Origin of the sequence: Leptospira noguchii serovar Panama str. CZ214 (assembly GCF_000306255.2) — a bacterium.
GTDB lineage: Bacteria > Spirochaetota > Leptospiria > Leptospirales > Leptospiraceae > Leptospira > Leptospira noguchii.
Map to the genome: position 1 here is coordinate 1 of NZ_AKWY02000027.1, position 23,359 is coordinate 23,359.

Consider the following 23,359-nt stretch of genomic DNA (forward strand, 5'->3'; position numbering starts at 1 on the left):
ATATTCGAAACAAATTGTGTCTATGGCGCGACTTCATAATAAAGCAGGGAAAATTAAATACAATCTGGGTGTAGGTAAAATGAAAAAATTTAGCATCCGGGTTCATACCGGTGTTTGGGCGACCTTAGGTGTGTTAGCTGCTGCTCATGGTGTTTCTCGGTGTTATCTTTTTAATTATATGCTCTGGCTGGAGGAGCAAGGGGATTTTTTTGTGAAAACTTTGAACCGGGGAGTTCCTAGCTTTCACTGGACTTACGAAATGACTTGGAAGATTAACAGGAGACAAAATCTCATATCAAGAGAATTAAAGTTCGAACCAAATCCAATGACAGACAAATACCCCTATTACTTACAGGCGTCTTCGTAATCATCACGCGGGCGAAAAATAACTGAGTCCTAATAATAAATTGTATTTCTAAAAAATATTTATTACGATTTTTCCCTCGTGTTTTCCGTTAAGAAAACCTGTCGCTTCTGTCTAAAACTAGTAAAGCGAAGTTTCATATGTCCTCCGTTTTCTGATATGTTTGGCATAAAACACGGTTTGAACGCAAAATATTAGTTATTAGAGTTGTTGAAAAATTAATTCGCCACTTAGTTTCTGTTTCATGGAAACGGTCCATTGAAGCAGTTTTATTAATCGTCACATGTAATTTTTCAACAACTCTATTCTAGTTCTCAGTAAAAGTGTAGTAAAATCATAGACAGCTTTTTTCAGTCTCTAATTCTGTTATTGAACTATGAATCCATTTTTATTTCTTTTAAGGGAGATATTTCTCTCTTCTTACATTGCTGCTTTTCAAACTCTAAATTCTCAATTTAAAATTCATCTAGATAAGAAATACCAAACTGCATTTATACTGCGTTTGGTTATATTTGTTTTGTTACAGACACAATTTGTTGTTTGTTCTTCTAAAACACCTCCCGATTCTAAAATCATTGAACTTTTATTTTCAGCTGATGAAAAAAAGAATCCGGATGTTCTATTAAAAAAGGTAGGAAACTTGGATGAAGATTCGGAGCTTGAATCTTTTTCGTTGGTAAGAAACGGAACGGAAGAGGTTCTAGGGATTTTTAAAAAGCAAGGGGGAGAATGGCATTTGCTCGGAAAATTCTCCTTTTCCTTATTAAATATAGGCCCGCTTCATTACGACGTTTCTAAGTTTTCTTGGCTTCCCGGAGAATCCGATTCCCAAAAAAGAGAAGCCGGTTTTATAGTTAAGAGAATTCTAATGGATGAACTTCCGGGAGACGGATTCAATTCTCTATTTTTGGAGGTGTTAAGCGAAGAGCCGCCTCTTGGACTTTTTTCAGTACCTTATGTCATTCGCAAGGGCCACAAAATTTTAGATGGACTTATGGCTTTAAAAGATCACGAATTTCTAATTAAGTCTAAACGAATCGATTTTGAGTATAATAAAACCGAGAAAAATATTACAATCTTTCCATCTAATAGAAATTATGCGCAAAACTTTATTTTTAATGGTTGGGAGATGGTTCCGGATATTGCAAGAGTGGCGGTACCTTCTCTTCTTTCTTTAGAAGCTCCTAAAGAATGGAAAAAAGGAGTTCCCGGAGAAGTGGTTCTCTGGTTTAAAAACCGGGGTTCTTATGCGGCTGTCACGTATCTTTCAATTTCGTTTCCAGATGGAGGAAAGGTAAACATAGATACTACTAAAGAAGGACAAAGAATGTATTCTCCCGGTTCGAGCGTGTTTTCATCTTCGGGTAAATATATCAATTCCACGGTTCCTCTTGTAGAAATTACAAAGGAAGGTTGGGGAAGAAATCATAAATATGGAATTCGATTTTCATTAACCCCGGATAAGGATGGAATTCCGAGCGTACTATTTCGTTCTTCGACTCGCATGGGAAGAGAAGTGGTCAACCTTCCGAATCAATTCGGATCGATTCAAAAACAAACCGATCAACAAGGATTTGTTGCCTACAAATTAGATTTGGTTTCTAAGCAAGAATGAGTGATCTCGCCAATAAAAAACTAAAAGCAGCCAGAGCGGAAGTTGTTCGGGCTCAAGTAGAGCGGTTCCGTGTTTTTTACGCGAGTTATTTTCATTTGGAAGAGACGATTCCAATGGTGGAATATTTTTTTGAAAAAATCTATAATTTAGAAGGAAGAGAAGTCTGGCTTCAGCTTGCGATGGACACATACCAAAAGGTGAAAGGTATGTTGAAGGAAACTTCGCGGGAGAATATAGAATACTTAATCGAACTCAATAACCTTACTGAAGAAATGGATATGATTTTCGCCAAATATCTCGTAGACGGAGGTTGGGACGGCAAAAGGCTCAGTAGGGAAGAATACGATTTTTACTACGGTCAAATGGGTCATTACGAAGAGCGGATAAGGCAATTAGAAATCGTATTACGAAATTTGAAAGTTTTTTACGAATTAGCCCATAAACCAATCAGCGCTTACTTAATTAAACCGGCTAAGTTTATGGCTTCTTTATTGGGTGTCTCGGCTTTATTTCAAAGTGTGGAAGAGGCGTATAACGCGACTCTTCCAGTTTCATCCAATATATTCAATTCTTTTTATGAAGAAGTAAAAAAAAGGGAAACAGAATATATTCAAACGTTGCTTGGAGAAAGTAGAAAGGAAGCATGAGCCGACTTCGCAGACAACTTTTGGAAAAAGGACATCGTAAAGGAGAGTCTCATGAAAACAGGGAACGTTGGCTTTTAACTTACGCCGATATGATTACTCTTCTTTTGGGTTTGTTCATCATCATGTATTCGATTTCTCAAGTAGATCAGACAAAACTCAAACAGGTAGCGGACGTAATCCGAGGTGGTTTTGGTTTGGGAGAATCTTTTTTTCAAGGAAGTGCAGCCACATTAGAAAATGATCCTTTGCTCCAACCTAGAACGCAGCTTTATCGTTTTTGGGAACGTATAAGTTATACTTTAAAAAAGTTAAAAGAAAAAGCAAAACTCAATATTGGAATTCAAGAAACTGAGGAAATCAAGATCGTTCTTTTTGGTTCTTCTTTGGGGGAAGGTCAATTTCAACCAGATGAAGACATGGTGTTTGCGTTTCAAAAAATTTCTGAACTGTCCTCTACAATGGATGTAGACATCATTTTGAAAGTTCAAATCCCATACGAAAACGAAGCCTCACGAAAAGGATTTAGAAACATTTGGGAATACAATTCTTATAGAGCTGAACTTATCGCGGATTCTTTATTTAAAAATTATAAAATTTCCAAGGAAAAAATATCCATCCAAGCTTCCAGTTCGTATAGGCCGATAGAAAACTCCTCGTCTACTCCCGAAGGAAAGGCTTCTGGTGAAAGAGTGGAAATTTTTATTCGTAAAAAATAAGAAGTTGATCGTAAATATCATGAAATCAAATAAATTATTTTTAATTTTTGGAATATTCTTTTTTTTGAATGTTTTAGGTTGTAAAAAAAAATCTCTTCCGCAAGGAATACAAGACGAAGTATGGAGAGAGGAATCTTCCGAACTGGTTTCTACTTATTGCCAAAAAATTTCAACTTGTGCGGAAGTGTCTTTGAAAGATTTAAAAGAATCTTCGAAAATGTTAGTCCAGGAAAGATTGAATCCCGCCAATTGTGCGGAAAAATTTCGTAAGTCAAACGCGTATCTGCTTGCAAACGAAAATCCCGAAATCATAAAAAAAGTGGTAAGAGGATGCTTTCAAACCGTGATTAGAGAAAGTTGCGATAAAATCCAAAAAGGAGTTTTAAAACTTTCCGAAGATTGCAATTTACTTCGAACAATTCAATCCAAATAATATATGTTACGCGGTCTTAAAAGACTCAATCGGTACGATAAAAAAATTTTAAAAATTTTAAAATTCGGAGGCAAACTCGCTTTTTTTAGTCAAATCGGATTTTCCAGAAAAACTTCCGAAGGATTTAGATTTCCGATTCATGCTCTAAAAATCGGAACAGAAAAAGGAATCAAAGAACATCCGGTAGGGATTGTTGCCGGAGTTCACGGTTTAGAGACGATCGGTATTTTAATCCTTCTCGATTTTTTGGAATATATTCTACATCCAGATTCAAATGGGTATCTTCCAGAATTAAAAAAAAGTAAATTAGGAATTATTGTATTACCAATTTTGAATCCTAGTGGAGTTGCACTAAAACAAAGATCCAATCCTGCGGGAGTGGACTTGATGAGAAACTCCGGAATTAAAGCGGTACAACCGATTCCTTTTTTTGGAGGGCAAAAAATTTCTAAACGTTTGCCTTACTTTCGTGGAAATGGGTTGGAACCGGAATCTAGGGCATTAATACGCCTTGTGCATAAATTTTTTTTCGAAGTAGAAAATGCGATCCTTCCGATTTTAGATTTGCATTCTGGTTTTGGAACGATCGATAACGTGTGGTGGCCTTATGCTTATACAAAATCTCCTTGTCCAGATACTTCTCTATATCAAAACGTCAGAAAACATTTAAAACATCATTGTGGACATATTCATTTTCAATATGGTCCTCAGAGTGAAACTTACACGACACACGGAGATCTTTGGGATAAAGTCTATGATCAATATAATGACTGTCATAAAAATACTTTGAACTGGAATTCTAAACTTCTTCCTTTGACTTTGGAAGTAGGAACTTGGGCGGATCTTAGAGAAGATCCTTCTAAGTTGTTTCGTAAACGTGGGATTTTTAATCCGGCTTCGTTTAACAAAATTGAAACGATGGGAAGATATAGAGGTTTTCTTCGGGACTTATGAAGCCAAAAGATTTCAAGTAATTCTAAAGATTAATTTTGTTGTTTTTTGATAAACTTAATTAATCTTAATGTGAACTTTCGGAATTTTAAGTTTCACATAATAGAGTTGTTGAAAAATTTCATAATTTAGATTAATAAAACTGCTTCAATCGACTATTTCCATAAAACAGATGGAGAATTAATTTTTCAATAACTCTATTATAGAATGCAATCTGTCGAACGACCCATTGGAAGCGATGCATTGAGTTCAGGGAGTGACGCTGGATTTGAAAGAGTGTTCTGCTGAGTTCTCTCGCATCAATTTCTGCCGTACGTTAGCGCGGTAGGAATTTTGGGTAATTAAGACAAAGTGGAAAACTTGGTATAATTCTTTATGTTAGAAAATTATACTTTTTGCACATATGAAGTTAAACTTTTTTAAAAATATTCGAAAACTCTACTTTTTTTATCCTTCGGATTTCAAGCCCTTTTTTAATGGAAGTTGTATATTCTAACTTTTGAAACAAGCTCATGGTAGTATTATTTTTGTGAATTCGAGTAGTAATGAAAGAGTCTTTGAAATTGCGTGCGTAAAAATAAAAATTCAAATAAAAAACTAAAAATGTTCCTTCAATGAAATGATCAAAGAATTTCCTTAATGCCAAACTCAAATATTTCCGTTGGCGTTAAAAGACTGAGAACGATTCTTCCCAGATTTTTTTCTTCTGGGAAACCGAACATTTCTCCGAGATGAACGTATATTTTTTTTTCTTTTAATAAACGAAGTGTGTATTCTTCTTCGGGAAAAAATTCTTCACTTTCTAGAACGCAGTACCAACCCGCATTTGGAAAATCGCATTGGATTTTTTTAGAAACACCGTCTTCGCCCAGACTTCGTTTTAAAAAAGAAAGGTTTCGTTGAATGCGTTTGTTGATTTGGGATTGGATGAAATTTTTCCATTGAAAAAGATCTGAGAGTACATTTTGTATGGGAGTATTTACTGAAAGATAAGTATCGGAGATTAGTTCCAAATATTCTTTCGATTTTTGTTTCCACGTTTTTGGTCCACTGAGCAAAATCCAAGATAATTTCATTCCAGGGAGGCCGAGCATTTTTGAGAGTCCGTTTACGTTTGCAACTGGTATATCCGGATCGACCAACGTATTATAAGACTCTGATCCGTATATGTAATCTGAAAAAACTTCGTCTATGATTATAGGTATATTATAATTATTTAAAGTATTTTTAATGGAGTAAAAATCGGACTGATTTAAGACAGAGCCCGTGGGATTGTTTGGGCTGACTGATAAAATAAGCTTACATTTTTCTAAATCTTTTGGATTTAAGTCTGAGTTTTTTAATTTCCATCCGTTTTCTTTTTTAGTAAAATAAGAAATGGTTTGAATACTTTCCATTACAGAAATAAACTCAAACAAAGGATAACCGGGTGCCGGAATCAGTATGGAATCTCCTGGATCACAAAGTAATTTAAACAAAAACGAATATGCTTCCGAAGAAGAAGAAGTTAAAAACAAATCGTCCGGGTCAATCTCCAATCCTTTTGAGTGGTAATATTCCTGAATTTTTTTTCGAGCCTCTAAATTTCCCCGAGGATCTGGATGATAGGTGATTAGATCCGAAGTTACAAAACTATGGCGAATTGCCTCCGTTGGGTATTGAAAATCGGCCTGTGTAGGGTTGGAAACAGTTAGATCTGTATAATAAATTCGATTTTTCTTATATTCGAATAAAATTTTAGAAAATTCGTTTTCTCCTTCTTGAAACGAAAATCGAGAACTAAAACGAAACGATTCTTTCACGGAGAGCCGTTTTTGAATTTTTGAATTAGAAAAAGGATTAAAGAAATTAGAACACTAACTAAAATAGAAGTAGTCAACGGAAAATAAAATTTAAAATTTTCCTTTTCAATACGAATATCACCCGGAAGTTTTCCTAAATAATTTAAGAAAGGAATTTTATTTCCGTAAAGAATAAAAAGGCCAACTAACAAAAATAAGACGCCTAAAATCAAAAACGGTCTGGCAAAATTTTCCATCAATGATTTTGATCTTGATTTTTAGATTTTCAAAGTCAAGAAAAGAAGAATAATTTTATTCCGAATCCTCAAGGATAAATTTTGCTGCTTGTTTGCTAAATGCCATGATTGTATAACTTGGATCCACGGAAACACCTGTAGGAAATACGCTGGAATCGGAAACGTATAAATTTTTCAAACCGTGAACTCTATGTTTCCAATCTACTACGGATCTAGAAGGATCTTGTCCCATTCTACATCCTCCCGCTGGATGAGGAGCAGCCATCATCATGGAAGCAGGACTAAGTTCAAGTGAGTTGATTTTATCTATTTCTTTTTCGGAAAATATTTTAGTACGTTTTAAATCCGGTAGAAGAATCCATTTAGCTCCGGCGCTAAAATTCAATTGAACTTGTTTACGAATACAGTCTTTTAAAAATTCTTTTGTCAACTTTCCAAAGTTATACGTAACAGTACGTTTACCGAAAGAACTTACGGAAATATTTCCGAGTTCCGAAGGAACGTCGTCAATCCATCCGATTGTACCTCCTAAATGAGGAAGTTGTTTCATAATTTCTCTATGTTCAACACCAAAACCAGGAATCAAAGCCGCAAGACTTCCAGGTTGAAGTTGATTGGCCATGATTAAAAAGCCACCTTCTATATAATTTCCGTCTTCTTTAAAACGGGCTAAACGAAATTCTTCTACGCCAAACGCAGAAGGAATGTTTCTCCATTGAATAATGGGTTCATCATAAAACGCATGAACGAAAGGAGAAGGATTGATGGCGAGATGTTCTCCAAGCGCTGGAAGTTTTTTCTTCCATCCGTTTCTAAGTAAGAATGTGGAACTACCAAAACCACCGGCAGCAATTGCAAAGACAGGAGCTTCGAATTTTAAAGTGATATTCGATTCTTTTCCAGAAGGACGATCGATCATAACCGCTTCTAAAAATTCTACTTGATCACCTTTCAATTCAAAACGAACCGCTTTACAATCCGCATAGATGTCTGCTCCTAAAGACATTGCTTTTGGAATATGAGTGACCAGCTGACTTTGTTTGGCCCCATACATACAACCTTGCATACAATGACCGGATTTCTGACAGTTTTTTCTCGCTTGTGGAACTGGGTTGCCTTTCCAATTAAGAGATTTGCAAGCCTTTCGCACAAGCTGATTCATTTTATTATAATATTCTTCTTTAGCGGGATGGACGTTTAGAGTTTCATCTAATTCTTTCCAATAAGAATTTAGGTCTTCGGGGGAATGACTTTGAACTCCGTATATTTCTTTCCAGAGATTGAGTCTGTCGTCAGGGGTTCTGTAGCTGTCTGCCCAATAATGAACGGAAGCTCCGCCTACGTTTTTTCCGTAAACTAAATTGATCGTGCCGGTTGCATCGGTAGCCATGTTTCTTTCCGCGGAAACTTTTCCGGCCATGTTGAGTTCGTGGTTATCAAAAGTTCCTGTGTGATAGTAACCGCCTTCTTCAATCATTACTACCTTCTTTCCGTTTTTAGAAAGTTCGTAAGCTAAAGTTGCGCCACCACATCCAGTTCCTACAATGACTACGTCTGCTTTTATAGATCTGGAACCTCCCAGGTTTTTCCATTCGTAAACGCGACCACTCATAACTCCCCCAGGATTTTTTTATAATAGATTCTGGATTCACTTAATTTTTCCGGAGGATTTCCAAAAGGACCGTCATACGAAATCGCTTTAAAAGAAGATTCATGACCGTAATAAACCAAATAAACGGGTAGTTTAAGATTTACTAATGCTGCTCGAATCGTATCGGATTCGGTTGTTTCTTGAGAAAGTAAAAAATTCTTTCGATCTTCTTCACCTAACTTAGAAAAACGACTCCAGTATCCATTTATTAAAGGAAGATATTCTAAAATTAAAATGAGAGATTTGAAATCGTCGGAGATACTTGAATCTACGAAAAAAAATTCTTCGTCTAACCTTCGAATCACTTCTGCTTTTTCAAGATCGGGAAAGCCCGGTGTCAGAGGTAAAAGAGTTTGAGAGTAGGCTAGTAAAAATTCAACTTCAGAAGATGAAAAAAATAAGGTTTTATACGAAGATCGTTTAAAACGATTGAAAAAGAACGCACCAATACAAAGGCTCAACAATCCTCCAAGACCAAAGCCGAATAGTTTTCGTCTAGATATTTTTTCCGTCCATAAGCTCATAACTTCGGTGATTATTCTTGAATTAGTATGAATGTCAATTCTGAAAAGGAGATTGACGAGGTGATCTTTCCATAAACTTTGTCAAACATGGCCGATAAAAATGATAAGGTGAAGCAAAGCGCACCTGGAAAATATTATATTGATAATAGTTGTGTTCCTTGTAACGACTGTTTGGAAGAAGCGCCTATGCTTCTTAAATATACAGAAGATGAATCTAAAGTTTATTTTCATAGACAACCCGCAACTCCCGAAGAAGAAATCGCCGCTAGAAAGGCATTGGAAATTTGTCCTGTCGAAGCCCTTGGAGACGATGGGGAATAAATTTTTATTTCAGATTCAACAAGAATAATAATTATTCATCTTTTAAAAATTTCTAATTTTTAATGACCATAAAATCTAGAGAAATATAAAGATGAAACTCAAGTTTAAAAAAATCCAATAATTTTACTCGAAACTATAATAGAGTTGTTTAAAAATTAATTCGCCACTTAGTTTTTGTTTTATAAAAAGGGTCCATTGAAACAGTTTTATTGGTTGTCATAAAAACTGATTTGGGTGCAAGAGATTCGATATTTTATTCTGTAGTTATCGATAGGATAAACTTTTATGATTTCATCAGGTAAAAATTTTTTCGATTTTAATTCTTAAAAATTTCTATAAAAAATTTGTCTCAAAATCTAGAAAGAAATTGGTTATAATCATTTTAGTAGGTTCATTATAAAACGTAGATACTCACAAATCACGTTGTTTTGGGCAGTCTTATTGTTTTTAAATGCTTATGGAAGTCCTACAATCCTATGTTTTGAGATAGATTCTTAGTTCCTAAACTCCGTCTACGAATAAAAGACCCAATAACAAACCAACTTCGATTAAAAATTTACGAATTTAACCAAAATAAAAACGCAAAAATATGCGTTTCATCTCCGTAATGAATTGTTTTTTATAAAATCGTACCCAATTTGAGAAAATCGACGGTATATAGATTGAGTGAATTTAAAATTCAATTGGCTGATTTTTATAAATTTTTAATTGAAAGAAGTCCGGAACTAATTTGTTTTCATGATCCGAACGGAATCTTTCTTTATGTCAGTCCTGCCGTTACTTCTATGTTAGGTTATCAACCGGAAGAATTGATCGGTAAAAACCCATACGACTACTTTAACCCTCTTGATAAAAAAAGGATTTTTGCAAATTCTCATCAACCGGTTTTAGAAGGGAAGAAACGAGAACAAGTAGAATACCAATTCCTCAGAAAAGATGGAAAATACGTTTGGTTACAGACAATCACACAACCAATTTTTGACGATCATGGAAATGTGACTGCTCTTCTTGCAACTACTCGAGAGTATTCGGGATTGAATACGATTTTAGAAGCTTCAAAAAATAAACAGGCTTTAGAAGAGGTTCGTCTTTCTGAAGAAAAATTTTTCAATGCGTTTTATTATTCTGGCATTGGTATGGCACTTGTTTCTTTAGAAGGAAAATGGTTAGAAGTAAATTCGAGTCTTTTAGATATAATCGGTTATTCCAGAGAAGAAATTTTGAAACTTACGTTTCAAGATATAACACACTCGGATGATCTTACCACAGATCTAAGTCTTTTACAGGAAACATTAGAAGGCAAACGAGATAGTTATAGAATGGAAAAGAGGTACTTTCATAAAAACGGAAGTGTTATCTGGGTTTTATTGGTGGTGTCTATTGTAAGAGATTCACAAAAGAATCCGTTATTTTTCATTTCTCAGATTCAAGATATTAGTGATCGTAAAAATATGCTTTCCGCGTTGATAGAAAAGAATGAAACACTTCAAGCTCTGAGTAATCACTTGGCGGAAAGAAATTCTCAATTAGAAGAATTTAACCAAATCGTTTCTCACAACCTGCGTTCTCCTATTGGAAATATATTTACTCTTACTACTATGCTCTGCGAGAAATACGGCACGGACAAAGATCAGCTTTTTCAATCTTTGGAAACGAGCGTAAAAGATTTAATGACCACGTTGAACGACATAGTGGAAGTGATCAAAATTCGAAAAAATCGAAATGTAGATAAACAGATGATTCTGTTTAAAGATGCATTTTATAAGGTTCAAAATTTTCTTTCTGCTCAGATTCAGGAAATGAATGTGGAGATTCGAACTGATTTTAATGAGGCTCCTGAAGTTTTTTATTCGAAAGTTTATCTGGAAAGTATATTATTGAATCTATTGAGCAATGCCTTAAAATACTCCGATCCGAATAAAAAATCGGAAATTTCTTTCGTCTCATTTATTGAAGATAAAAAGATCTTTTTGGTCGTGCGGGACAACGGCTTAGGAATTGATCTTAGAAAATACGGCCACCAAATCTTTAAAATGAACAAAACGTTCCATCGAGAAAAAGAAGGCCAGGGTATCGGGTTATTTATGACGAAAAATCAAATAGAATCTCTTGGGGGCGAAATAACGGTTGAAAGTTCTCCCGGTAAAGGTACATCTTTCCTCATTAATTTCAATAAATACAATGATTTCGAACAATAGTAATATGAACTTCTGGTTAGTGGATGATGATTCCATCTATATTATGATTGCTAGACGTTTTTTGGAAAAAGATGGTAGAGTCACAAAACTACGCGATTTCCAAGACGGTGAATTAGCTATTCAGGAACTTCAAACACTGAGCTTGGATCGGGAAGAACTTCCAGATGCAATCCTTTTAGATATCAATATGCCTTTTATGGACGGTTGGCAGTTTTTAGACGAGTTCAAGAAAATTCAAGGGGCTTTGGCTAAAAAAATTACCATTTTTATGGTAAGTTCATCCGTAGACGAAAGAGATATTGTAAAGGCGAATTCCTTTCCTGAAGTCAAAGGTTATCTTTCTAAACCTCTTACTCAAGATCACATTCAAAAACTTTATAACCAACTTGTTTGAGTTAATATCAATTCCCGAATAAGAAAAAATTTTCTAAACGTCAACAGGTGTATTCAAAATACGAACTTTGTTCCGCTTGTTATAGATTAACGTGAGTTCGATGTAAGAAAACCTGGGCGAATCCGGCTGCCATAAGCAGCCGGACGGGTTCTTAGTTCTGGTCAATAAATTGTATATAGGAACGTTATACGACTTATCGTCGTAGATTTCAATTTAGAACGCGATGCATTGAGTTTCCAGAAGTGAGACGCTGAGTTTGAGAGAGCGTTCTGCTGAGTTCCCCCGCATCGATCCCTTTCGCGTTAATTCACGTTAGATTAAGGGCGATGCCAATCTTACGGAAAACAGAATTATGTGGACTTACGCAATTCTATATGCGTAATTTAGAATATAATTTTAGGTATCAATTTTTGGAATATAGATTTAATAGTAAATTTTATAAATCATACTAAAAAATATTCTTTGTAAAACTACTTTTTGAAGGAAAGTGAGAACGACTTGAGTTTTTTAGAATTATTGAAAGTTTCACTGCGAAACCTGGATTTGTGAGAGTTTCCACATTTTATTTTTTGAGGTAAAATTAGGTATTATAAAACTCGTGCATTAAAATAGGTTTTTTGTATTTGGTGAAAAACCATCCTAAAAAAGCGCCGATCGGTAAAGTGATCCAACCGTAGAAAATTAAACTCCACAAAATACCTATTGAAACAACAAAAACCCAACAAAGAATTTAATGGAGGTTCATTATTTAGATTTTTAATATTCAAAATCCAATATTTTCGAATAAAATAGTAAAATGTAAGATGATGGAAGAGAATCACAATTCCAAGAAGAATTCCTCTTGTGATTTCGTAATTTCCAGTTTTCTCTACGAAAATTTTCCAGATCACGTAGGTGCGAAAAATGCTGCCAAGGTAGAATAAATCGGGAAAGTTTCATAACTGCCTCCGGTTGGCGGTTAACTGCGACTTATGATCCCTACAACCAATCCTATTATTGAACAGATTATTGCTAATATTAAACTCATTTTCCTTATTTTATAGAGATCAGTAATTAGTAACTATAAATAAAGAATCCAAAATTCTGTTTCTACAAGCTATCTCAAAAATATCTTAGAATTCGACATTTTAAGCAAAGGTAAAGTATTCTTGAAATAGCTTCTTATCCAGTTGTCTTGAAATTTATGTATGGATCGATTATTTGATCATTCTCCTTGTCCTAAAGAAAAGGCCCTTTTTCCATTAAAGTAATAAAGGTTTTCTGTTTTGATTGTATCAAAACCGGCAGAGTTTAACTTTAAAAGAAGTTCCGCCACTTGTTTGTGAGAAATTGGATGGTAGGAAGGATCTTCTTGTTTGATCAGTGCATTTTTGCTTACAAATCTACATCTCCAGTGATCGATCAAAAATGTTTCCGGTTGCCCGTCGGGATAAACTTTGACTCCTCGATTAGTGATAATTTTTAACATGAGATCATCTGAAATCGATTTGAGTTTATTTCCGAGTTCGTTCGGATCACTTCCGATCCAATCCAGAAAAATATCTACCCCTACTAAATCTTTTTTTTGAACGGCTCTTTTATATTCAGGAATTATAATTTTCTTAGCCTTTCCGAAAGAAACCGGTTTGAACTTTTCGGGAAGATGTCCTAAATTTCCGATTACCGCGTCGGAAAATTCTTTGGTTCCCACCTTGATTCTACTGACACCCGGTTTAAAAATGTCTCCGGTATGAATTCCTTCTTCGATGGTCAAAAGCCATGCGTTATTTATTTTTGCAGCGATATCCGGTTGTCCAATATGAACGAGCATCATCACCGCAGCATTGAGTAAGCCGGATGGATTTGCTAGATTTTTTCCTGCTATGTCCGGAGCAGAACCGTGGATTGCTTCAAACATGGAAACAATTTCTCCGATGTTGGAAGAACCTGCCATTCCTACTGAACCCGCGATCTGAGCGACTATATCGGAAATAATATCTCCATATAAATTCAAAGTAACTACTACGTCGAAATTTTGAGGTCTGTCTGCTAAGTTAGCCGCACCTATATCTATGATTTGAGAATTTGCTTCGAGGTCTGGATATTCTTTGGCTACTTCTTTGAAGATGTCATGAAACAGTCCGTCTGTTTGTTTCATAATATTATCCTTTACCATCGCGGTTACTTTTTTTCTTCCGTAAGCTCTTGCGTATTCGAATGCATAACGGATGATTTTTTCGGATCCTGGATGAGAAATTAATTTAAGACATTGAACTGTATCGTTGGTTTGTCTGTGTTCTATTCCGGTGTAAAGGTCTTCTTCGTTTTCACGGATGATTACAATATCTAGGGAGGGGTGTTTGGTTTCTACGTATGGATAAAGTGAGAAACAGGGTCTAACGTTTGCAAATAAACCGAGGGTAGTTCTGACAGTAACGTTTAAACTTTTATAACCACCACCTTGAGGAGTTGTAATAGGTGCTTTTAGAAATACTTTGGTTTGTCTGAGGATGTCCCAAGCTTCTGGTTTGATTCCAGAAGAATGTCCTTCCTTATAAACTTTTTCGCCGATTTCGATTTCAATTGGTTCGATCTTGGCTCCGGCTGCATTTAAAATTTTAAGAGTCGCTTCCATAATTTCAGGACCAATTCCATCACCGTGTGCAATTGCGATTTTAGTTTTTTCGGACATTCTATTCTCCTAATACTTCTATAACATCTGGAACGTAGAGTATGGTCAATTCTCTTACATTAAAAAATAGAATTTATGTTACTTGGAACCGTACAACAGAGTACCAATATTTTTTATTTAAATAGTATTTTGAGATAAAAATTCACGGTAATAAATTTAATAAGAATTAGTAAAACGAACGATTCAACTTTTATATAGAGTTCTTATCTTAACGTCTTGTAACTTGGATAACTTAACGTAAGTTTGGCCTAAGTAGAAAGAATTTTCTAAAAATATACACTCCTACAATTTTAGAATTTGTTTGTAAAATTGTGATTTGCAGTAGTTCCCACATGTTAGGAATCGATCTGTAAAGTTCAAATTCTTAACTTTTTCAGAAAAATGAAGTATGGATTCCTTATATTGAACTCATATTAATTTAGTTTTGTACAAATTGTTTTGAGTTTTAGAAAAATTATATAAGTTCTTAACATTTTGAAATTTTACAAATTGAAGTGAGTAAAAAATGCAAAAGAGATTATTACTACTCGGATGTATGAAAATAATATTATGATGACTTACATCGAAAGTTAGAATATAGAAATTCCTTATAAAAAAGCCGACAATTCCAGGTTAGACGCAACTTTTGAGCTACATCTTTGGTAAAATCGCCATTAATTTTAGGTACTACAAGCTATCTCAAAAATATATTAAAATTCGGCATTTTAAGCAAAGATAAAGTATTTTTGAGATAACTTGTAGTCCGAATAATAGAACAAGTTCTAAGAGTTGTTGTTGAGATTTAAGAAGAATTTGAACTGAAATTTGATAGTTTCAAAATACAAGTCTATCGATCAGAAAGTATTTAACGTAAGTTTGGCGCAAGGTAAGCTAATTTAAGATAAACTTCAAATTCAAACTGGACATTTATCGATAAGTAAAAAAGAAATAAAGATGATTATTCGATTTCGAAATCTGCTTCCGAATCTACTAGAAACTCTTCTTTAGAATAAATCAGTTCCATAACGTCGTCCATCCAATCTGGGGTGCCGTGATTTGGATCTCCAAAAGGATCATTTTTTCTGTATTGTTTCATGATTTCACTGTGTTTTTGAAGTTGTTCCCTTGTGCTTGCGTTCATATTCAAATTGTCGGTTAAAAAAATCCTTTCATAACAGGTTTTAGAAAATAATTAATAATTTCTTTCCAAAAAGTACAACTAAAAAAATTGATTCATTTTAAAATATTCTAAATTTTAAACAAAATTTATCGTCATCGAAATTTAGAGATACGGGAGTTGTTTAAAAATTAACTTTCTTCCGTTTCTTTTATTAATCCGAATCAATAAAACCGTTTTGTTAAAAGTAAATTTGAATTTTTTTAACAACTTTAAAGAGTATTGCGAATTTGATCGAAAAAGTCCGTTTGAGCGCAGAATTCTATAGAGTTATCAGTAAATAAGATCTTTGTTTTGTTACAAGTTATCTCAAAAATATCTTAGAGTCAGTATTTTAAATAATAGTAAAGTATTTTTGAGATGAGTTTTAGAGAATCTGTTATCAGTAAAATAATGGATAAGATCGTTTGTTTACTCACTTCTATCAAATTGAGTGCCTAAATATTGATCACAAAAGCATTGTTTCACGTTAGTTTCAATAGAATTCAATGTGAGAGTGGAACTCAACAGAATGCTAAAGTATTTCACTTCTTGAATTCCGATCCTTAGAGAGGCTTCGCTGAGTTTTACGAGTCGCTCTGGAAACTCAATGCCACGCTCTACAAATCGCGTTCTGTAAATAAATTGAAACTAAAGACGAAATATTGTATTATATTTCTTTCATGTAATTTATTGATTGGGGTTGAAAGCACGGCCTGCAAAGTGGATTTGCCTAAATGTTCTTTCACTAAATTTACAGGATTGAATAGAACGGATTGGATTAGGTTTCTTATTGTGTAGCTCTTGAGTGGTATTCGATTGACAAACTCTATTATACAAAGAGAAGTTTTGAGGCTCCTCTTTGATTTGTAGATTCGTTTTAGAATAGTTCGTTTCCTTTAAAAAAGAAAGAAATTTCCAAGGCGGCGTTGTCATCCGAATCAGAACCGTGAACCGCATTGGCTTCCTTACTTTCCGCATAAAGAGCTCGAATGGTTCCAGAGGCGGCTTCTTTTGGATCAGTAGCTCCGATTACTTCTCTCCAATGAAGAACTGCGTTATCTCTTTCAAGAGCAGCGGCTACGATCGGACCGGAAGACATGTAGTTGCATAAGTCGTTGTAAAACGGACGAGCAGAATGCACTTTATAAAATTGTTTAGCATCTTCGAGAGATAACTTTAAGTATTTTAAACCTAGGATTTTGAATCCTTCTTTTTCGATTCTAGAGAGAATATTTCCGACGTGTTTGTTTTTAACTCCGTCTGGTTTTATCATGATGAACGTTCTGGACATTTTTTTTCCTTATTGAGATAGTTTTTTAAGTAATGCTTTGCTTACGATTTCGGGAACTTGGTTGCTTACGTCTCTTCCATGTCTTGCCACTTCTTTTACAATTGTAGAGGAAATGAATGAGTATTCTCCGGAAGACATTAAAAAAACGGTTTCTACATTTGGGGCTAATTTTTTATTCATTAAAGAAATTGCATATTCATAATCAAAGTCCGTAACGGCCCTAAGCCCCCGGATGATACTGTTTGCGCCCACTCGATTGCAATAATCTACAGTAAGACCCTGGAAGGTATCGATTTCCAAACCTTTCATACCTTTTGTGACTTCGCGAATAAATCCTAATCTTTCTTCGATCGAAAATAGAGTAGACTTGTTCGAATTGACAGCGATTGCAATGATCACTTTGTCGAAAAGTCCTAAAGACCTTTGAAGAATATCCAAATGTCCTTTTGTCAACGGATCAAAGGAGCCTGGATAAATTGCCAAGTGTTTCATTTTTTACGAAGCCTTGCCGTTTCTTGAGCGGGTAAACCGTAGATATTAATAAAACCTTCGGCGTCTTTCTGATTGTATAATTCTTCTTTTTCGAAAGTCGCCATTTCTGGGTTATAAAGAGAGACCAAAGATTTTCTTCCGACAACGAAACAAATCCCTTTGTAAAGTTTTATTCTTACGGTTCCGCTAACGTATCTTTGTGTTTCCGAAATAAAAGCTCTAACTGCTTTCATTCTAGAAGAAAACCAGTGACCATTATAGATCAGTTCTGCAAATTCGATTGAAAGTTTATCTTTATGATGTTGTGTGTCCCGATCGATTGTAATTGATTCTAAATCTCTATGAGCTAAAAATAATACAGTTCCACCGGGAGTTTCGTAAACTCCTCTGGATTTGATTCCTACGAGACGATTTTCGACGATGTCAATTCTTCCTACTCCATGTTTACCTGCAATCGTATTGAGGGTTTCCATTACCTCGAGAGGATTCATCTTTTTACCGTTAACCGCTACGCAGTTTCCTTCCTCGAAATCAAGTTCCAAATATTCGGGAGCATCGGGAGCTTTTTCGGGGGAAGTAGTTAATAAAAACATTTTTTCGTCAGGTTCTTTATAAGGATTTTCTAATATTCCACCTTCATAAGATATATGCATTAGATTGCGGTCCATTGAATACGGCTTTTCCGCGGTTACCGGAACCGGGATACTTTTGGATTTTGCGTATTCAATCAGATCCGATCTACCCCCGAAATTCCAAATTCTCCAAGGGGCGATGATTGTTTTTTCCGGAGCTAAGGATTTAACACCGAGTTCAAAACGAACCTGATCATTTCCTTTACCGGTGGCTCCATGTGCAAATGCATCCGCGCCTTCTTTTTCGGCAACTTCTACCATTGCCTTGGCAATAAGAGGTCTGGCTAAGGAGGTTCCAAGAAGATACCTCATTTCATAAATAGCGTTTCCTTGAATGGCTGGAAAAATAAAATCTCTAGCAAACTCTAAACGTAGGTCTTGGATGTAAACTTTGGAAGCTCCGGTTTTAATTCCTTTTTCTTCTAGTCCGGAAAGTTCTTCCTTTTGACCTATATCTGCAGTAAAGGCGATTACTTCGCAACCGTATGTATCTTTCAACCAGGTGAGAATTACGGACGTATCCAATCCACCGGAATAAGCGAGAACGATTTTCTTAACAGGTTTGTTTTGCGCCATTCTGAGAACACTGAAAATTGGTACGGGTCTCTAGACAACCGGATTTTCACGGTTTTACAGCGGGATTTGAACGGTTTTAGTTTTGGCTCTTATACTTTCCTCTCCACTACAGAATAGAATGTAGGTTTGGAGTAAAAAAAATGAGAAAGAATTTTCTAAAAGTATGAGTTCCTACAATTTTAGAATTTGTTCGTAAGATCGTGATTTGCGGTAGTTCACTAAAAGCCGTCATATTGAATGATTTATAGTTTTTTAACATTAGAGTTGTTGAAAAATTAATTCTCAATCAGTTTCTGTTTCATGGAAACGGTAAATTAAAGCAGTTTTTTGATCTGAATTATGGAATTTTTCAACAACTCTATTCTTTTATTATTATAATTTCTGTATGAGTTCCCGCACTTGAATACAACAGATTCAAGTATTATAAACTTCTATTTTTTAAATTGTGGTAGTTCCTACATTTTAGAAATAGATCTGTAAAGTTTAGATCCAACTTTTTTCAGAATTATAGATTTTTTACGCAGAACTTGCGTTAGTAGAGTATCTAAAAACGATACGATTTAAATGCGAAATTATACAATACCATATCGTATAAGGATAGGTAGAAGTCTTAAATAAGATATATTAGAGTTATTTAAAAAAGAATTCCCCATATGCTTTTGTTTCATGGGCGCGGTCGATTGAAGCAGTTTTGTTAAACGCCACTATGGAATTTTCAACAACCTATTTATTTTTTGAGAACATTTTTATAAAAAGCTTTTTTCAGATTTTTATCGATCTCTTTTTTCGAACGATTGTCTATTTTTAATTCTAAAAAATAATAATCTAATTTGGATTTGGTGATGGAATGAGATTCGTTTTGTAGAATATTCTTATTTAGAAAAATAATATTTATTGATTTTTATATTCTATGTAAAAAATTTATTTACTTTTTAGAGTAAAGTTTTTTCTAGTTCAATCTCCTTGAATTTAATCTTTATAAATATTATTTTTTTGGCATGTTATTTTAAGAATAACATTTTTTAAAATGATTAGTTATATATTGTGGTTTATGTTTAAGGGTTTAGCAGAAGACAGTTTCAAAATTAAAACAGAGGGATTGAATGAGATTTTTTAATTTATTAAAGACCAATTCGAATATAAAAATACTTTTAAGTATATCTATATTATCGATTTTGATTTTATTTTCTTGTAAGGAAAAACAGGGACCAGGGATAGAATCTTGGTTTTGGGTTTTAAATCCAGTTCAACTGGATAGTAAAGCAATTTCTGAAAGGACGTATACGTCAGACGGTAGGATAACGTTTGCGAAGTTCAATTCGGATTTAGTTCCTTATTCACGTAAACAAGCACCAGAAGTATTAAAGACGTATTTGCAATTATCCTTAAGTTCAGATGCTAAATTTCTGCGCTCAAACCGAGTAGGAGGATATGACCACGATCGTTTTCAGCAGAGATACAAAGGAATTAAGGTAGAGAATGGAATTTACACGGTGTTATCAAAAGAGAATACGATAGAACTGATGATGGGTGAATTTTATCAAGTTCCAGAGGATTTGAGCTCGTCTCCTAAACTATCAGAGGCAGAAGCACTTGCAAAAACTCTAAAACATGTCGGAGTGAAGAAATATCTTTGGGAAGTATCAGAACGCGAAGCATCATTGAAGCTTAAGAAAAATGATCCGAATGCAAGTTATTTTCCCAAGGGAGAATTATTATTTTATCAACATTCATTGCCAAAATCCAACTCTCCAAAGGAATTTCGGTTAGCGTATAAATTTGGAATTGTCTCAATAGATCCGCCTTCTTCGAGATATGTATATGTAGATTCTAATTCTGGTGAAATTTTATCCAGTAAAGACGCTAGAAGATACGAGGCAGGTGGAGGAGATACGATTCCAACAACTCCTCAAACTCCTCCGGATACGAATTATGGAATTTGTTTTCCTGATCAAACTCCTTGTATCAAACAGGGATCAGCGTCGACTCGTTTTAGCGGAGTAAAAACGATTACGACTTGGACGGCAGATGAAGAAAATCATTATGAGCTTAAGGATTATTCCAGAGGTAAGGGAATTATTACGTATTCTTGGGAGTTTGTAAAAGATCCATTCATGGGTATCTATCTTGCGAATATTCCAATAATTGATACTAGCAATAATTGGACAAAATTTGAATATCATGACGACTACAATCACGATGCGTTATTGGATGCACATTGGGGAATTGAAATGACTTATGACTATTTCAAATTTGTTCACAATCAATCGAGTTATGATGGAAATGATAGTAAAGTAGTGAATAATGTGCATTATTTTAATATATTTCTAGCGAATAACGCATTTTGGGATCCTGTTACAGAAGAAATCTATTACATTTATTGTCCTCATAACAGCATATGTAAAATTTTTGATCCCACCTATGTAGACCCTACGTATGAAGACTTTACATCTTTGGATATTGTATCTCATGAATTTGGACACGGTGTCAATGGGGACCTTGCAGGTTTCGTTCTTGATATGGAGCCCGGTGCTCTTGACGAAGGATTCAGTGATATTTGGAACATTGCTGTAAATAACTACGTAAACAAAGTTTTAGGAATGCAAAAGAACATCTGGTTAATAGCGGATGAAACCGTTCCGGGAGGAGGAATGCGTTCTGCGGAAAATCCAAAATCTACTACAGTATTGAATCCGGGACCAAATACATATTACGGAGGTCTTTGGGATTTCGTGGATAACGAAGTGCATACAAACAGTCTTGTCTTGAGCCATTGGTTTTATACTTTATCGAAAGGAAAGCAAGGGATCAATGATCAATGGTGTGAATATAATGTTTCTGGGATCAGTATTGAAAAGGCGGAAAAAATCGCTTATGCTGCTCTTCATTATCTCTTTCCAACGTCCGGTTATTCTTCTGCAAGGACTGCAGCAATTTATTCAGCTAAAGCCTTGTATGGTAAGTTTTCATCAGAAGTAAAAAGTACAATCGATGCTTGGGATGCAGTAGGTGTTCCGGCGGAGACAACTTCTCGCGGAGGAGAAGGAATGTATAAGCCACATTATTATATCACTTTTGTAAAACTTTCTAATTTAGAGCGAGATTCCGAAAATGATTGTGGATACAAGGACAATTCATACTTACATCCGACTGTTATTAAAGGATTTACATATAACATGGTGTTATCGAGTCAAGGTGTGGTAAGTATTCCATCCAAGATTCACAAATGGAGAGTATGGATCGATTTCAATCGGGACGGTAGTTATGATTCTTCAGAAATGGTAGTTCAAGATTCTGTGAATTCTTCTTATGGTGGAACTATTCAAAAATCGATTCAGATTCCAACGACTGCGCTTACCGGAGATACTAAGATGAGAGTTTCTATGAAGGCGGCTCAAAGCGGAGAGGTCTATCAACGATCAGATGAATCCTTTGCTGAAGGAGAAGTTGAAGATTACTCAATAACCATTAATAATTTTAGTCTTTAGAAATCTCTAATATAGTTGCGAAAAGTTTCTAAATCGGATTAGTAGGTTAAACCGATTTAGGATCTTTTCGCAGTTTAAAATTAAAGTCTGTCCCAACATTTTAGAATCTTTAACAAAATGTATGTTTCCCACAGAATTACTACTCAGATCTATGAAAATAATACTATAGATTTATTTCCAAAAAAATTAGAATGTGGAATTTTCTTCAAAAAGTTATGAATTCCAGGTTAGGCGCAATTTTTGAAGATTTCTACATATCCACAAAATTACTCATCAATCTGGCACTATTTTCATACGCCCGAGTAATAAGTCCTTTAAAACAATTTGTAGATCTTGGGATAAAGTCAAAATTTGTATAAGTTCCTACATTTTCAGGTTTTTAGTCGCTGTTAAAGAATTTCATCTAATTAGAAATTCATTTTATAAAAGTCTTCTTTATCTTCAAATTTGAAATAATGATTATACAATTGAGCATTGAATCGATTTAGAATTAGTTTTCAAAATTAAAACCTTCAATTTTAAAATTTTGTAAAGGTCCTTTTTTTATAAAAATACTTTACTTTTATAATATATTTTTTTACTCATGCGTTTGTTTAAAACCTTAAGTTCACTGAGTGCATTTTATTACATCTTTTTTGTAAATTTGCAATAATTTAACCTAACGCGTTGTAGTTGGTGAGTGAGGGTTTACTAAATTTAAACACCAAAACAGAGGGGATTGAATGAGATTTTTTAATTTATTAAAGACCAATTCGAATATAAAAATACTTTTAAGTATTATTATATTATCGATTTTGATTTTATTTTCTTGTAAGGAAAAACAGGGACCAGGGATAGAATCTTGGTTTTGGGTTTTAAATCCAATTCAACTGGATAGTAAAGCAATTTCTGAAAAGACGTATACGTCAGACGGTAGGATAACGTTTGCGAAGTTCAATTCGGATTTAGTTCCTTATTCACGTAAACAAGCACCAGAAGTATTGAAGACGTATTTGCAATTATCCTTAAATTCGCAACCTTCGTTTTTACGTTCAAACCGAGTAGGAGTATATGACCACGATCGTTTTCAGCAGAGATACAAAGGTATTAAGGTAGAGAATGGAATTTACACGGTGTTATCAAAAGAGAATACGATAGAACTGATGATGGGTGAATTTTATCAAGTTCCAGAGGATTTGAGCTCGTCTCCTAAACTATCAGAGGCAGAAGCACTTGCAAA

At 34.6% G+C, this 23,359-nt stretch carries 19 protein-coding genes and 2 pseudogenes; 11 read left to right on the top strand and 10 right to left on the bottom strand.

Translation table 11 applies throughout. The features are described 5' to 3' along the window. From LEP1GSC059_RS15620 to LEP1GSC059_RS15645, 6 genes are all read left to right on the top strand, one after another. Window positions 1-367, top strand: a 367-nt coding sequence (locus LEP1GSC059_RS15620; RefSeq protein WP_036057808.1) for a DUF1564 domain-containing protein, incomplete at its 5' end; no start/stop codon positions are given. Between the two features lie 373 nt (window positions 368-740). Beyond that, entirely contained in the window at window positions 741-1,979 is a 1,239-nt protein-coding gene (locus LEP1GSC059_RS15625) for an LIC13341 family surface-exposed protein (protein WP_017213731.1), read from the top strand. Then, window positions 1,976-2,626 carry an FFLEELY motif protein gene (locus LEP1GSC059_RS15630; RefSeq protein ID WP_002178448.1) on the top strand — a complete coding sequence of 217 codons (651 nt, stop codon included), beginning with the start codon at window positions 1,976-1,978 and terminating at the stop codon, window positions 2,624-2,626. The genes LEP1GSC059_RS15625 and LEP1GSC059_RS15630 overlap by 4 nt, the downstream gene beginning before the upstream one ends. Beyond that, window positions 2,623-3,342, top strand: coding sequence for an OmpA/MotB family protein (locus LEP1GSC059_RS15635; protein ID WP_017213732.1), 720 nt, complete (start codon window positions 2,623-2,625; stop codon window positions 3,340-3,342). The genes LEP1GSC059_RS15630 and LEP1GSC059_RS15635 overlap by 4 nt, the downstream gene beginning before the upstream one ends. A 19-nt stretch (window positions 3,343-3,361) precedes the next feature. Then, window positions 3,362-3,775: an LA_2478/LA_2722/LA_4182 family protein gene (locus LEP1GSC059_RS15640; RefSeq protein WP_002178434.1), complete on the top strand. Its 414-nt coding sequence runs from the start codon at window positions 3,362-3,364 to the stop codon at window positions 3,773-3,775. Between the two features lie 3 nt (window positions 3,776-3,778). Further along, window positions 3,779-4,729 (top strand): M14 family zinc carboxypeptidase, encoded by a 951-nt coding sequence (locus tag LEP1GSC059_RS15645; protein WP_020981042.1) that lies wholly within the window; start codon window positions 3,779-3,781, stop codon window positions 4,727-4,729. A 620-nt stretch (window positions 4,730-5,349) separates the two neighbouring features. Here LEP1GSC059_RS15645 and LEP1GSC059_RS15655 read toward each other — a convergent pair. From LEP1GSC059_RS15655 to LEP1GSC059_RS15670, 4 genes are read right to left on the bottom strand one after another with little or no spacing between them, the layout of a single operon-like run. After that, window positions 5,350-6,528 carry a pyridoxal phosphate-dependent aminotransferase gene (locus LEP1GSC059_RS15655; RefSeq protein WP_002178435.1) on the bottom strand — a complete coding sequence of 393 codons (1,179 nt, stop codon included), beginning with the start codon at window positions 6,526-6,528 and terminating at the stop codon, window positions 5,350-5,352. Continuing rightward, entirely contained in the window at window positions 6,525-6,764 is a 240-nt protein-coding gene (locus tag LEP1GSC059_RS15660; protein WP_002154559.1) for a DUF2905 domain-containing protein, read from the bottom strand. The genes LEP1GSC059_RS15655 and LEP1GSC059_RS15660 overlap by 4 nt, the downstream gene beginning before the upstream one ends. Before the next feature lie 55 nt (window positions 6,765-6,819). After that, window positions 6,820-8,376 carry an FAD-dependent oxidoreductase gene (locus tag LEP1GSC059_RS15665; RefSeq protein ID WP_017213737.1) on the bottom strand — a complete coding sequence of 519 codons (1,557 nt, stop codon included), beginning with the start codon at window positions 8,374-8,376 and terminating at the stop codon, window positions 6,820-6,822. After that, entirely contained in the window at window positions 8,373-8,939 is a 567-nt protein-coding gene (locus LEP1GSC059_RS15670) for a hypothetical protein (protein WP_002178446.1), read from the bottom strand. The genes LEP1GSC059_RS15665 and LEP1GSC059_RS15670 overlap by 4 nt, the downstream gene beginning before the upstream one ends. Window positions 8,940-9,026: 87 nt before the next feature. Here LEP1GSC059_RS15670 and LEP1GSC059_RS15675 point away from each other — a divergent pair, with 87 nt between their 5' ends. From LEP1GSC059_RS15675 to LEP1GSC059_RS15685, 3 genes are all read left to right on the top strand, one after another. Then, a complete protein-coding gene (locus LEP1GSC059_RS15675; protein WP_017213738.1) occupies window positions 9,027-9,260 on the top strand; it encodes a ferredoxin in 234 nt (77 codons plus the stop codon). Between the two features lie 662 nt (window positions 9,261-9,922). After that, window positions 9,923-11,458 carry a sensor histidine kinase gene (locus LEP1GSC059_RS15680; RefSeq protein WP_002178438.1) on the top strand — a complete coding sequence of 512 codons (1,536 nt, stop codon included), beginning with the start codon at window positions 9,923-9,925 and terminating at the stop codon, window positions 11,456-11,458. Between the two features lie 4 nt (window positions 11,459-11,462). Then, entirely contained in the window at window positions 11,463-11,852 is a 390-nt protein-coding gene (locus tag LEP1GSC059_RS15685) for a response regulator (protein WP_002178445.1), read from the top strand. A gap of 580 nt (window positions 11,853-12,432) precedes the next feature. On the opposite strand, the pseudogene LEP1GSC059_RS22325 reads toward LEP1GSC059_RS15685, so the two are convergent. The 6 genes and pseudogenes from LEP1GSC059_RS22325 to LEP1GSC059_RS15710 form a co-directional block, all read right to left on the bottom strand. Further along, a pseudogene (locus LEP1GSC059_RS22325) lies at window positions 12,433-12,777 on the bottom strand (hypothetical protein). A 279-nt stretch (window positions 12,778-13,056) separates the two neighbouring features. Further along, window positions 13,057-14,523 carry an NADP-dependent isocitrate dehydrogenase gene (locus LEP1GSC059_RS15690; protein ID WP_002178432.1) on the bottom strand — a complete coding sequence of 489 codons (1,467 nt, stop codon included), beginning with the start codon at window positions 14,521-14,523 and terminating at the stop codon, window positions 13,057-13,059. Between the two features lie 937 nt (window positions 14,524-15,460). After that, window positions 15,461-15,643, bottom strand: a complete 183-nt coding sequence (locus LEP1GSC059_RS15695; RefSeq protein ID WP_000994380.1) for a hypothetical protein — start codon at window positions 15,641-15,643, stop codon at window positions 15,461-15,463. 895 nt (window positions 15,644-16,538) lie between these two features. Next, on the bottom strand, window positions 16,539-16,952 hold the full coding sequence (locus tag LEP1GSC059_RS15700) for a nucleoside-diphosphate kinase (RefSeq protein WP_017213740.1): 414 nt from the start codon (window positions 16,950-16,952) through the stop codon (window positions 16,539-16,541). A 9-nt stretch (window positions 16,953-16,961) separates the two neighbouring features. Next, window positions 16,962-17,444 (bottom strand): pantetheine-phosphate adenylyltransferase, encoded by a 483-nt coding sequence (gene coaD, locus LEP1GSC059_RS15705; RefSeq protein WP_002178440.1) that lies wholly within the window; start codon window positions 17,442-17,444, stop codon window positions 16,962-16,964. Further along, entirely contained in the window at window positions 17,441-18,652 is a 1,212-nt protein-coding gene (locus tag LEP1GSC059_RS15710; RefSeq protein ID WP_017213741.1) for an argininosuccinate synthase, read from the bottom strand. Before LEP1GSC059_RS15710 ends, coaD begins: the two co-directional genes overlap by 4 nt. Window positions 18,653-19,755: 1,103 nt before the next feature. Here LEP1GSC059_RS15710 and LEP1GSC059_RS15715 point away from each other — a divergent pair. Both LEP1GSC059_RS15715 and LEP1GSC059_RS15720 read left to right on the top strand, forming a co-directional pair. Continuing rightward, window positions 19,756-22,140, top strand: coding sequence for a M4 family metalopeptidase thermolysin (locus LEP1GSC059_RS15715; protein ID WP_020981039.1), 2,385 nt, complete (start codon window positions 19,756-19,758; stop codon window positions 22,138-22,140). Window positions 22,141-22,862: 722 nt separating this feature from the next. Further along, window positions 22,863-23,359, top strand: a pseudogene (locus LEP1GSC059_RS15720) (M4 family metalopeptidase thermolysin); the annotation flags it as partial.

Bases quoted from the DNA above. Each gene is read 5' to 3' on its own strand.
- LEP1GSC059_RS15675 (WP_017213738.1), top strand. From the start codon at position 9,027: ATGGCCGATAAAAATGATAAGGTGAAGCAAAGCGCACCTGGAAAATAT.
- LEP1GSC059_RS15660 (WP_002154559.1), bottom strand. From the start codon at position 6,764: ATGGAAAATTTTGCCAGACCGTTTTTGATTTTAGGCGTCTTATTTTTG.
- coaD (WP_002178440.1), bottom strand. From the start codon at position 17,444: ATGAAACACTTGGCAATTTATCCAGGCTCCTTTGATCCGTTGACAAAA.
- LEP1GSC059_RS15625 (WP_017213731.1), top strand. From the start codon at position 741: ATGAATCCATTTTTATTTCTTTTAAGGGAGATATTTCTCTCTTCTTAC.
- LEP1GSC059_RS15635 (WP_017213732.1), top strand. From the start codon at position 2,623: ATGAGCCGACTTCGCAGACAACTTTTGGAAAAAGGACATCGTAAAGGA.
- LEP1GSC059_RS15695 (WP_000994380.1), bottom strand. From the start codon at position 15,643: ATGAACGCAAGCACAAGGGAACAACTTCAAAAACACAGTGAAATCATG.
- LEP1GSC059_RS15645 (WP_020981042.1), top strand. From the start codon at position 3,779: ATGTTACGCGGTCTTAAAAGACTCAATCGGTACGATAAAAAAATTTTA.
- LEP1GSC059_RS15690 (WP_002178432.1), bottom strand. From the start codon at position 14,523: ATGTCCGAAAAAACTAAAATCGCAATTGCACACGGTGATGGAATTGGT.
- LEP1GSC059_RS15710 (WP_017213741.1), bottom strand. From the start codon at position 18,652: ATGGCGCAAAACAAACCTGTTAAGAAAATCGTTCTCGCTTATTCCGGT.
- LEP1GSC059_RS15640 (WP_002178434.1), top strand. From the start codon at position 3,362: ATGAAATCAAATAAATTATTTTTAATTTTTGGAATATTCTTTTTTTTG.
- LEP1GSC059_RS15715 (WP_020981039.1), top strand. From the start codon at position 19,756: ATGAGATTTTTTAATTTATTAAAGACCAATTCGAATATAAAAATACTT.
- LEP1GSC059_RS15670 (WP_002178446.1), bottom strand. From the start codon at position 8,939: ATGAGCTTATGGACGGAAAAAATATCTAGACGAAAACTATTCGGCTTT.
- LEP1GSC059_RS15665 (WP_017213737.1), bottom strand. From the start codon at position 8,376: ATGAGTGGTCGCGTTTACGAATGGAAAAACCTGGGAGGTTCCAGATCT.
- LEP1GSC059_RS15630 (WP_002178448.1), top strand. From the start codon at position 1,976: ATGAGTGATCTCGCCAATAAAAAACTAAAAGCAGCCAGAGCGGAAGTT.
- LEP1GSC059_RS15700 (WP_017213740.1), bottom strand. From the start codon at position 16,952: ATGTCCAGAACGTTCATCATGATAAAACCAGACGGAGTTAAAAACAAA.
- LEP1GSC059_RS15685 (WP_002178445.1), top strand. From the start codon at position 11,463: ATGAACTTCTGGTTAGTGGATGATGATTCCATCTATATTATGATTGCT.